Below are 12,568 nucleotides of genomic sequence, written 5' to 3' on the forward strand. Positions count from 1 at the left end.
AGTTATTCTCCTAGTGATGCCTCTAATTCTTTCACTATCTCAGCATGTCTTTTTTCTGTCAATTTGATTTTAAGCAAGAATATAATACATGAGATAATCATTAATGCTGCTGGCAAATAAAAAGCATACATTTTAAATGCTAAAATACCTTTAGATGTTATATCACCTGCCTGTGCATTTCCAATCATACCACATGCTACTGATATGAACCCTACTATACCATTTGATAGTGCGCCTGCAATTTTATCTAATAATGGACGAAGAGATAAAGTTACCGCTTCATTACGAACTCCATTTTTCCATTGTCCATATTCAACTGCATCACTTATCGTCATAAGCACTGATAGGAAAATCAATTGGTATGGGAAGTAGAAGAATACTAAACCTATAATAATAACTGCTAGTAAACTTGCTGATCCTACAGAAAATAATAAATATCCAATTAACATTGATACTATACCAATTGCATAAACGTATTTTCTTGAAATAATTTTAGTGATAACTGGGAATAGTGGAACAGCTATAATACCACATATTGCAGATACGACACCTACAATGGAAAAAGCTGCTATATTACCTATTACATATTGGAAGTAAAGCATTAATACTGCTGTTGTGGCTACATAACCTATGGCAAACAAAATATATGCCAATGCAAGCCACATTAATTGATCGTTTTTAGCAAGTGCCCCAAAAACATCCTTTATTGAAGTTTTCTCATTTTGCTTACGTAAGGCACTGTCTTCTTCTTTTGTTCCTAGAGCTGCAATCCAACTTGTAACACCATAGATTATTGCAGCTATAAGTCCAAATGCAAACCATCCACTAGCGGCCTCTCCAGAATGCCCCGTAATCATTAATGTAAAAAATGAAACTATAGGAACTACCGCAAGTGTTGTTCCATTTGCTCCTAATGATGAAGCGAAACGAGCGAATGTTGCTAATTTCCCACGCTCTGCTGAGTCTTCACTAAGTGCAGGGATTATTGACCAAAATGCTATATCTTTAAATGAATAAGTACAATCCAAAATAATAAAAACGATTATAAATACAATAGTAAATGCAGTTTGATTACTTGTAGCTAGTCCAAAGAAATTAGTAAATAACATTGCAAGACAAATTGCACTGACTGTTCCTCCAATACAAAGCCATGGACGAAATTTTCCCCATTTAGTTTTAGTATTGTCTATGACGCTACCAATAATCGGATCAAAAACGATTTCAATCAGTCTAATACCTACAACTAATGTAGTAACTAGAGCTATCATTTTAGCTTGAACATCCTTTGGTGCTCCAGTAAACATAGCTTTTGTAACAAAAATCATGAAGTATGTTGACAATGTTGCGTAGTAAATATCATGACCAAATGCACCTAATGCATATGAAATTCTTTGTCTCATTTTTACTTCCCCCTTACATTCTTTTAATAGATTTAACTTTTATATAGAAAAGGTTTTCTTTTTTTCATGATTTCATTCTATCAAATATTTTTTAATAGTACAAGAGTTTTTTTTAAACGTTTTCTTAATTATTTTATAAAAAAAAATAATGTACATTATATACTATATAATAAAAATTTAAACCTTTTCAAAAATATGAAAACGTTTTTTAAAAAACTCTTGCGAAGAACAACCTTATTTGATAATATTAATACATAGAAAAGGTTTTCTACATGTATGCAAATTTAATACTAAATAAGTAAAAAGTTTATGGATGAATATTTTGTAACATAACTCATAGTTAAAATAACAAATATAAGAATTTTGGAGGAATAATTTTATGGATATAAATAAATTAGAAGAAATATTTCAAGATATATATGGAGCAAAAAGTGAATTTTGTTTTTTTTCACCTGGTAGAATTAATCTTATAGGTGAACATATAGATTATAATGGCGGTCTAGTGTTTCCATGTGCCCTAGATTTTGGAACTTATGCTCTTGTCAGTTTACGAGATGATAATAAATTAAATTTCACATCTACAAATTTTGATTTAAAAGTATGCAATGATTTAGATAATTTAGCTTACAACAAAGAAGATGACTGGGCAAATTATCCTAAGGGAGTAATAAAAATAATGCAAGACAAGGGTTACAAAACTAAAGGTATGAATATACTTATAAGTGGAAATATACCTAATGGTGCAGGGCTTTCATCTTCTGCATCACTTGAAGTCTTGACTGGTGTAATTATAAATAATTTATTTAATGAAGGTAAAATAGATAGAGTTGAATTAGTTAAGATAGCCCAAAAAGCTGAAAATGAATTTGTTGGAGTTAATTGTGGTATAATGGATCAATTTGCAGTTGGTCTAGGTAAAACTAACAAGGCTATCCTTCTAGATTGCAACAGCTTAAATTATAAATATGCTGACATGAAGCTTTTGGATTATTCAATAGTAATAATGAATACTAATAAGAGAAGAGCTTTAAATGAATCTAAATATAATGAGAGAAGAGCAGAATGTGAGGAAGCCTTAAAAATTATACAAAAAGAAAAGAATGTTCAGAATCTATGCAAATTAACTCCAGAAGAATTTGATGCTTTAGAACATATATTTACTGATGAGAAAATTAAAAACAGAGCAAAGCATGCTGTATATGAAAATGATAGAGTAATAAGTGCCTTTGACTGTCTTAACAAAGGTGAACTTGAAGAGTTCGGAAGACTTTTAATGGAATCTCATGATTCTTTAAAAAATTTATATGAAGTTACAGGCATAGAGCTTGATTCATTAGTTGAAGAAGCTTTAAAGAATGATGGATGTATTGGGGCAAGAATGACTGGTGCTGGTTTTGGAGGCTGTGCTATAGCTTTAGTTAAAACCGATAAAATAAGTAGTTTTACAGATGAGGTAAGAAAAGCTTACACTGAAAGAATTGGATATAAACCAAGTTTCTATTCTAGTGGAATAGGCAACGGAACACATCAAATAAGATAAAACTAAGTGGATTTTGGGGGCTTTGCTTAATTTTTAAAATTTAACTTGTAAGTCCATATTTTAACATTGTGCTTAAAATACGGACTTGCAAGCTAAGCATCCTCAAAAATACAATAATTGTCTTTGCCTCTGTTCTTAGCTAGATATACTGCTTTATCTGCATTTATAAAAAGTTCTTTAAATGACACGCCATGCTTTGGATACATTGCAATTCCTATGCTTGCTGAAATTTTGTATTTTGAATTTTGTTCAATATGTTCTTTTCTAAATCCTTTAAGTAACTGTTCAGCTTTTTTATATAAAAATTCTTTTGAATCTACATTTTTTAAAAACACCATAAATTCATCTCCACCCATCCTACCTACAATGGCATCTTCACTAAAAACTTCTAAAAGCATGGAAGAAATACTAGTAAGTACGACATCTCCAGCTAAATGTCCTAAATTATCATTAATAGCTTTAAAATTATCTACATCTATGATAAATAATGCTCCAGTAATACCCTCTCCTTCATTTTCCATATATTCTTCAATTATACTTTGTGTAATGCCTTTATTATAAAGACTGGTTAAGCTGTCTCTTTGTGCTTTAAATAAAAGTTTTTCAGCTTCAATTTTTTCTTTATTAATGTTAATTATTACTCCTATAACTCTAAAAAGTTCTCCATTTTCATCAAATATTCCAGTAGCTCTTATTTTATACCAAATGTATTGAGAATTTTTATTTTTAATTCTAATTTCAGTTTCTTCATACTCTTCACCATTTATAATTTGATTTAAATTTTGGCTTAATTTTTTCAAATCATCTTTATATATAACATCTGTTTTATATATTTTCTTACTAATATTATTTATATCAGTTTCTTCATTAAAAATTCTATTCCATTTATCTGAATGTGAAAAAGTATCTTCTATAATATTCCACTGAAAGATTATGTCTTCAGTTTGAGACATAATTATACGATACCGTTCTTCACTTAGTCTAAGCTTTTCTTGTGCTATTTTAGCATCATTTATATTAATTACTACATTATAACTAAAAACTTTTCCATTCCTATCTTTTACCGTTTGCCCATTATCAATTACCCATATTATACTTCCATCTTTTCGTACAAGCCTATATTCCACATTAAACTTATTATGCTTACTTATTTGTTCATTAATTTCTTTTTTTACTCGCTCACGATCTTTTTCATAAATAACATCAAATATTTTTTTCCCAAACATCCTATTAAATTCACGTCTTTCATAGCCTAAAAGTTGTAAGAATCCACCACTTAAAAAATCTAAAATAAATTCACCATTTTCTAGTACATTGCGATGAACACCTCCTGGTATATTAGATGTTAGAGATTGTAAATTTCTATTTTTATTTTCAATATGTCTTTTATTCTCCTGAATCTTATCTATTAATCCATTAAATGCTGTTGCTATTTCACCAAATTCATCATCTTTATTATATATAAATCTATCAGAATAATTACCTTTCTTTATTCTCTTTATAGATTCCAATAACTTAAATAGAGGCCTAGAAAAATGTTTGATTACAAAAATATATGGTACTGTTACAATCGCTATAATAAACATTAAAATAGCAATTAAATTTCTTATATTATTATTCATTGGATTCTTAAATTCAGACCATTCCACACCACTTAATACCGTCCATCCCGTGTTTGGAATTCTAGAATAATATCCTATTTTATCTGTTCCCTTCATATTGTATTCAATTATTCCATTTGGATTCTTATTGAAATCTATTCTATTCCATTGTGAATATAAACTATTAGGGCTGCTAATTTTATTTATATTATTTTTTACTTCTCTGCTACTACTTGATACAACCTCTCCTTTTCCATCAACAATTGCAACTTTCCCATTTTTAAAAAATCCCACACTATTTACGATTTTTTGAAAATAATTCATATTTATCACATTAAATATAGATCCTTGGTACTTGTTTTCAGAGAATATAGGTCTTGCTATTATTGCACTTTTAACTCCATTGTTAAAATCTTTTTTTTGAATAATATCTGTTACGACTATGTTGTTCTTTAAAAGTGTCTCTCTTTCTTTATCAGAAAGAATAATGCTCTTACCTACATATCTATTATCACTAGATAAAATTACAATTCCATATTTATTAACAAGTAATACTCTATCTAAAAAAAATTGTTCTTTTTGTATACTTTCAAAAAGTTGACTTAACATTTCGTTATTGTATTTTAAATTTTTATCATCTATTCCATTATTAGAAGTGACTAATAATTGCTTGGTTACTGGTATATTGGCAGCTATGTTAAGATCAGTAATGTTTTGTTTGAAAAACTCATCTAATTTACTTGATTGATCTTTAGCAACTGTTGTTACGTTCTCTTTAATCATTTCTACATTTTTATTGTTAAAGTTTACAATGCATATACTTACTGCAAGACAAGTTGGTACTATTCCTAATATTATTGAAAAAATTACAAACTTTTTTCTAATACTCATCTTTGCACCTTTATATATTAAAAACATTTTAAATTTCATTATAATTTCCTTTCTATAAAATAAAGTGAATTAGCTTATTCATTTTATAACTAAGTTAGTTTAATTGATAATCTTATACTTGTCAATTGCTTATATAATAGTATGTTCTACACATATCTATAAAATAATTAAAAAACGTATAATAAACTTAGAAGTAATTATCCAGAAACGTAGCAACCGTTATCTCCCACTTTGAAAAAGATTGGAGTGTTACGAATGATAGTCATGGGATAAATTATTAAAATTTACTCTTTACTTTTTTATAGTAATCGGTTACTATAGCATTATAAGGAAATGAAAATGTTTTCTCCTTATTTAAAAATTTTATCTAAAGGGAGTGTTTATTTATGTCAATTTTAGTTTGTGGTGGTGCTGGATATATCGGTTCTCATACAGTGTACAAGCTTATAGAACAAGGCAATGATGTCATTATAGTAGATAATTTACAAAGCGGTCATCTTAAAGCCGTTAATAAAAACGCTAAATTTTATAAAGGTGATATTAGAGATAGTAAATTTTTAGAAAAGGTTTTCTATGAAAACAAAATAGAATCCGTATTACACTTTGCAGCCAATTCTTTGGTTGGAGAAAGCATGGTTAAACCTCTGCTTTATTTCAATAATAACGTTTATGGAATGCAAATCTTACTTGAAACTATGGTTAAATTTAATATAAAAAATATAGTATTTTCCTCCACTGCTGCTGTTTATGGAGAACCAAAACGAATTCCTATAGTTGAAAGTGATGATACAAACCCTACAAATACTTACGGTGAGACAAAACTTACTATGGAAAAAATGATGAAATGGTGTAATAAAGCTTATGGAATTAACTTTGTAGCCCTTAGATATTTTAATGTAGCTGGTGCTTTAGAAGATGGAAGTATAGGTGAAGACCACCATCCTGAAACTCATTTAATTCCACTTATACTTCAAGTTCCATTAAAAAAGCGTGAATTTATAACTGTATTTGGTACTGATTATCCTACTGCTGATGGTACATGTATACGTGATTATATCCATGTGCTTGATTTAGCTGATGCCCACATTAAAGCTGTTAAGTATTTAGAAAATGGTAATGAAAGTAACATATTTAATTTAGGTAATGGAATCGGCTTTAGCGTAAAGGAAATGATTGATGCTGCTAAAGAAGTCACAAAAAAAGATATTAAGGTTGTCTTAGGCGAAAAAAGAGCTGGAGACCCTGCTCAACTAGTTGCTTCAAGTGAAAAGGCTAGAAAAATTTTAGAATGGAGTCCGAAATATACAAACATTAAAGAAATTGTAAAAGATGCTTGGACTTGGCATGAGACTCATCCAAATGGCTTTGAAGACTAGGAGGTTTTTACTATGATTAATTATGAGCTAAACAGACTTATTAATTTTGCTATTAAACAAAACCTTATATGTAAAGAGGACAAGATTTATTCAGCAAACATGCTTATTGGATTACTAAATATAGATTATTTTGAGCCAGAAGACGTTAATGAAAATTTAGATACACCTACTCCTATTTTGGAAAACATATTAAACTATGCCGTAGAAAATAATATTATAGGCGGCACAATTACTGAAAGAGATTTATTTGATACTAAAATAATGAATGCTTTAATGCCAAGACCTTCTGAAGTAATAAGTAACTTTCATAAATTTTATTCAGAGTCTCCAGAAACGGCTACTAATTATTATTACAAATTGAGTGTGGCCTCAAACTATATACGAAAGAGTAGAATTGATAAAAATATAATTTGGAAAACCAATACTGAATATGGAGATTTGGATATAACTATAAACATGTCAAAACCAGAAAAAGATCCAAAAGACATAGCAAAAGCAAAATTGTTTAAATCAACCTCTTACCCAAAATGTTTATTATGTAAAGAAAATGAGGGCTTTTATGGGAATATAAACCATCCGGCAAGACAAACTCATAGGATAATTCCATTTAAATTTGGAGAAAGTCAATGGTTTATGCAATATTCTCCGTATACTTATTATAATGAACATTGCATAATATTAAACAGCAATCATATTCCTATGAAAATAAGTAGAAAAACCTTTGAAAATCTACTATCATTTATAGATATATTACCTCACTATTTTGCTGGTTCAAATGCAGATTTACCTATAGTTGGCGGTTCAATATTATCTCATGATCATTATCAAGGAGGCCGATATAGCTTTGCTATGGAGAAAGCCCCTATAGAAAAAAAATATTTTATATCTGGTTATGATAATATAGAAATTGGAAGAGTTAAGTGGCCTATGTCAGTTATTCGAATTTCAGGGGATAATAAAACTAAGCTAATAAATTTAGCAGAGCATATATTAGATACTTGGAGAACTTATTCAGATGAATCTGTTAATATTATGAGTCATACTGGTGATGAACCTCATAATACTATAACCCCTATTGCTAGAAAAAGGAATGGAAAGTATGAATTTGATTTAGTTTTAAGGAATAATAGAACTAGTGAGGAATATCCTCTTGGCATATTCCATCCACATAGCGAAGTTCATCATATAAAAAAAGAAAATATAGGTCTTATAGAAGTAATGGGTCTCGCAGTTCTCCCTGCAAGGCTAAAATATGAACTTATTATTTTGAGAAAATGTTTAATTAATAGAGTAAATCATATTTCAAATGATAAAAATGTATCAAAACATAGTGATTGGTATAAATTCCTTATAGATAAATACGAAGATATAAATGAAGGAAATGTTGATAACATTTTAAAAGAAGAAGTTGGTATTAAATTTTTAAAAGTTCTAACTCATTCTGGTGTGTTTAAAAGAACTTCATCTGGTTTATGTGCCTTCGACAAATTTATAAATATATTATAGGTGATTAATTATGAAGATAACTATACTTGAAGTAGCAAAAAAAGCAAATGTGTCTGTTGCAACAGTTTCAAGGGTAATGAATGGTAATTACCCCGTAAAGGCTGAAACTCGTGAAAATGTTCTTAAAGCAATAGATGAACTTAACTATATACCAAATATGCAAGCACGGGAACTTACACAGCAAAAATCTGCTACTATAGGTGTAGTTGTACCTAGTATTAATAATATGTTTTTTCCTGAAGTTGTTAATGGTATAGAGAGTCATTTAAAAAACAAATCTTTATCTATAGTTTTAACCTGTACTAACAACGATGCTAACGAAGAGAAAAAATGTATAAATAATTTAATATCAAGAAATGTTTCTGGAATAATACTAATCGGACCTAATACAAATAATATTAGATCTAAATTCTACGATAATATATCAAGCAAAATACCAATTGTATTTGTAAATGGTCATTATGTAGATTCTAACATATCTTGTGTCTCAAATGATGAGGTTATGGGTGCAAAAATCGCTTTAGATTATCTACTGAATAACAATCATAAAAACATATTATTTGTTAGGGGTAAAGATAGTTATTCTTGTGATTTAAAAGAACAAGTATATGAAGAATTTATGAAAAAAATTAATAATTTTAAGCCTAATAATATTATTAATATTGGAAATGGAAATAGTAGCGACACTGTTGATAACACTTTAAATCTATTTCTTGAATTATTAAAGAGCTCTTCTGCAACTGCTGTGTTTGCATGTAACGATCTTATGGCTGTTGGTGTGCTTAACGCTTGTAAAAAATTAAATTTAAATGTTCCAAAGGATTTTTCAATAATCGGTTATGATAATATACTGTTAAGCAAATTTGTAGAACCAAAATTGACTACTATGGATCAAAACATGTTTCTTCTTGGTACTAATGCTGCAGTGCTTTTAATACAGAAGATTGACTGTGACAATAAATATAGCAAACGAATAATTTTAAATAATTGTCTCGTTAAAAGAGACACTGTAGGTCCTAATATTTCGTTATCACATGCTTAATAATTTTATTTCATAATACAAAGAAATTGCAAAATAATAGTGAAGGGTTTTAACGGATGCTGCGCCCGTTAAAAGGCGAAGCAAAGGTGAAAACCCTTCACCCGTACTTTGCAATTTATAAGTATTATGAATATTTCTCATTTATTAAACATTCTATATTACAAATAAATTTTAATGGAGGTTTTATTATGTCTATAACTAAACAAAATTTTGGGAAAACAAAGGAAAACATTGACGTAGATCTATTTACTCTTACTAATAATAATGGTGTCACAGTGAAAATTTCTACCTATGGAGGTACCATAGTTTCCATAATCGTACCTGATAAAAACAATAAATTTGATGATGTTGTATTAGGTTATGACAATATTACATCTTATGAAAACGGTAACAAGTTTTTTGGTGCCTTGGTTGGTCGTTGTGCTAACAGAATTGAGAATGGAAAATTTAAAATTAATGGAAAAGAATATTCATTAGTTAGAAATGATGGTGATAATCACCTGCATGGTGGTATTAAAGGTTTTGATAAGGTAGTTTGGACAGCATCCATACTTGATGCTGAAAAAAACATATTAAAGCTTTCCTATTTCAGTAAAGATGGAGAAGAATCTTATCCTGGAAATCTTAATGTCACAGTTACTTATACACTTACAGAAAACAATGCTTTAGAAATAAATTATAAAGCAATTAGCGATAAAGATACAGTTGTTAACCTTACAAATCATTCCTATTTCAATTTAGGAGGACATGCATCTGGAAGTGCTTTAAATCATAAACTAATGCTTAATTCAGATGAATTTACACCAAATAATAGATATTCTATTCCTACTGGGGAAGTTGTAGCTGTAGAAGGAACTCCCATGGATTTTAAAACATTAAAAACTATTGGCCACCAGCTTGATGAAACTTACGAACAAATTCATTTTGGCTTAGGATATGATCACAACTGGATGTTAAATTCTAAAGGAAACCTTAATGAGCTAGCTGCAAAATTAGTAAATGAATCTACAGGCAGAGTAATGGAGCTTTATACTACTCAGCCAGGAGTACAATTTTATTCAGCTAATTTTCTTGATGGATCTGATATTGGAAAAAACGGTGCTGTATATGAAAAAAGAAATGCTGTTTGTCTTGAAACACAATGTGTACCTAATGCTATAAATAACAATAATTTTGCCTCCCCTCTGCTAAAGTCTAATGAGGAATATAACCATACTACAATATATAAATTTTCAGTTTTATAATAATTGCACTTAATCATGACCACCGGCTAAGCCGGTGGTTTCTTTCATTACACAAACAATGCAATATTTTAGACACATTTTTTATATTATTTTGTTGCATTTTTTGTCTGTTATTGTTATTCTATATACAAGAAATAAATTGTAAATTTATATTATTTAGGAGGAATATTTTATGGCAAGATTTACATTACCAAGAGACATATATTTTGGTGAAGGTTCTCTTAAAACTTTAAAAACCCTAAATGGCAAAAAAGCTGTAGTAGTTGTTGGTGGTAGTTCTATGCAAAGATTTGGTTTTTTAGCCAAGGTTATTGATTACTTAAAAGAAGCTCATATAGAAGTTAAAGTTATTGATGGTATAGAGCCTGACCCTTCAGTTGATACGGTTATGGATGGTGCTACTATAATGAGGGATTTTGAGCCTGATTGGATTGTAGCTATCGGTGGTGGCTCCCCAATAGATGCTGCTAAAGCTATGTGGATATTTTATGAATACCCAGAATTCACATTTGAACAAGCCGTTGTTCCTTTTGGCCTTCCGGAACTAAGGCAAAAGGCAAAATTCATTGCTATTCCATCAACTAGTGGTACCGGAACAGAGGTTACAGCTTTTTCAGTTATAACTGATTATAAAAAGAAAATTAAATATCCTATAGCTGATTTTAATATAACTCCGGATATCGCAATAGTTGATCCAGAACTTGCTCAAACTATGCCAAAAAAACTTATAGCTCATACTGGTATGGATGCTCTAACTCATGCTATTGAAGCTTATGTTGCTAGTCTTAGATCCGCCTTTTCAGATCCACTCGCACTAGACGCTATTGTTATGATAAATGAATACTTAATAAAATCCTATAATGGAGATAAAGAGGCTAGAAATGAAATGCACTCAGCTCAATGTTTAGCTGGAATGGCATTTTCAAATGCACTACTTGGCATAGCTCATTCAATGGCACACAAAACAGGTGCTGTATTTCATATTCCTCATGGATGTGCTAATGCAATCTTTTTACCATATGTAATTCAATATAACTCTAAAAAATGTTGTCACAGATATGCTAATATATCTAAAAGATTAAATTTATCTGGTAAAACTGACGATGAACTAGTTGAGTCATTAATTAATTTCATACAGAATTTAAATAAAAAAATGGATCTTCCTCTTACTTTGAAAGATTATGGTACAACAGAAGAAGATTTTAAATCCAATCTAGAATATATTTCTCACAACGCAGTATTAGATGCCTGCACTAGTTCAAATCCTAGAGAAATAGATGATAAGACAATGGAGAAACTATTCACTTGTATCTATTATGGAAACAAAGTAAATTTCTAAATAAAGTGAAACTTGCACTCATGTGTGAGTTTGTTTTTTACCCTATATTAATGTTAGTTGAACTAAAGTCCAGCACGTAGCAGCCGTTAACTCACTTTATCGTTTAGTTCGAAGTGAGAGTTTTTACGGATGATAGCTAATGGATAAAATTGATATTTAAATTTTAAAGTGCTAAAATATGCTATATAAATATTAAGTTTAATAAAATATTGGAGGATTATATATGCCATTTATTAGTACAAAAGTAAATGTAAAAATCTCAAAAGAAAAAGAAGAAATTCTAAAAAGTAAATTAGGGAAAGCTATTGAACTTATTCCTGGAAAAACGGAAGATTGGCTTATGCTTTCTTTTGATGATCAGTGTAATCTTTATTTTAAAGGTATTAGTGAGGATAAAATAGCTTTTGTAGAAGTAAAAATATTTGGAAAAGCTACACAAGCTGCCTATGCTAAACTTACAAAAGCTATTACTGACATTCTAAATCAAGAGTTAGATATAAATTCAGATCGAATTTATATTAAATATGAGGAAGTAGAACATTGGGGCTGGAACGGTAACAATTTTTGATTTACGCTAATAATAGCAATGAAATTCGCTATAAAAGTATCTGACATCTCTGCTGTGTTTA

Annotated in this window: 9 protein-coding genes; 7 read left to right on the plus strand and 2 right to left on the minus strand. The window is 29.4% G+C overall.

What is annotated here, in order from left to right; genetic code table 11:
- Positions 1-2 precede the first annotated feature (2 nt).
- Positions 3-1,400: a glycoside-pentoside-hexuronide (GPH):cation symporter gene (locus B8978_RS02495; protein ID WP_084113704.1), complete on the minus strand. Its 1,398-nt coding sequence runs from the start codon at positions 1,398-1,400 to the stop codon at positions 3-5.
- A 379-nt stretch (positions 1,401-1,779) separates the two neighbouring features.
- Here B8978_RS02495 and B8978_RS02500 point away from each other — a divergent pair, with 379 nt between their 5' ends.
- A complete protein-coding gene (locus B8978_RS02500; protein ID WP_084113705.1) occupies positions 1,780-2,940 on the plus strand; it encodes a galactokinase in 1,161 nt (386 codons plus the stop codon).
- A gap of 92 nt (positions 2,941-3,032) precedes the next feature.
- On the opposite strand, the gene B8978_RS02505 is transcribed toward B8978_RS02500, so the two are convergent.
- Positions 3,033-5,471 carry a sensor domain-containing diguanylate cyclase gene (locus B8978_RS02505; protein ID WP_242950458.1) on the minus strand — a complete coding sequence of 813 codons (2,439 nt, stop codon included), beginning with the start codon at positions 5,469-5,471 and terminating at the stop codon, positions 3,033-3,035.
- 347 nt (positions 5,472-5,818) lie between these two features.
- Between B8978_RS02505 and galE the strand changes: the two genes are divergently transcribed.
- The 6 genes from galE (at position 5,819) to B8978_RS02535 (ending at position 12,507) form a co-directional block, all read left to right on the plus strand.
- The gene (galE, locus tag B8978_RS02510) at positions 5,819-6,808 is read left to right on the plus strand and encodes a UDP-glucose 4-epimerase GalE (RefSeq protein WP_084113706.1); all 990 of its coding nucleotides are present in this window, start codon (positions 5,819-5,821) and stop codon (positions 6,806-6,808) included.
- Positions 6,809-6,820: 12 nt separating this feature from the next.
- Entirely contained in the window at positions 6,821-8,314 is a 1,494-nt protein-coding gene (galT, locus tag B8978_RS02515; RefSeq protein ID WP_084113707.1) for a UDP-glucose--hexose-1-phosphate uridylyltransferase, read from the plus strand.
- 10 nt (positions 8,315-8,324) lie between these two features.
- Positions 8,325-9,356 (plus strand): LacI family DNA-binding transcriptional regulator, encoded by a 1,032-nt coding sequence (locus B8978_RS02520; protein WP_084113708.1) that lies wholly within the window; start codon positions 8,325-8,327, stop codon positions 9,354-9,356.
- Positions 9,357-9,544: 188 nt separating this feature from the next.
- A complete protein-coding gene (locus tag B8978_RS02525) occupies positions 9,545-10,600 on the plus strand; it encodes an aldose epimerase family protein (RefSeq protein ID WP_084113709.1) in 1,056 nt (351 codons plus the stop codon).
- Between the two features lie 172 nt (positions 10,601-10,772).
- Positions 10,773-11,939, plus strand: coding sequence for an iron-containing alcohol dehydrogenase (locus tag B8978_RS02530; RefSeq protein ID WP_084113710.1), 1,167 nt, complete (start codon positions 10,773-10,775; stop codon positions 11,937-11,939).
- A gap of 223 nt (positions 11,940-12,162) precedes the next feature.
- A complete protein-coding gene (locus B8978_RS02535) occupies positions 12,163-12,507 on the plus strand; it encodes a phenylpyruvate tautomerase MIF-related protein (RefSeq protein WP_084113711.1) in 345 nt (114 codons plus the stop codon).
- Positions 12,508-12,568: the final 61 nt, after the last annotated feature.

It is taken from the genome of Clostridium acidisoli DSM 12555, from assembly GCF_900176305.1.
GTDB lineage: Bacteria > Bacillota > Clostridia > Clostridiales > Clostridiaceae > Clostridium_I > Clostridium_I acidisoli.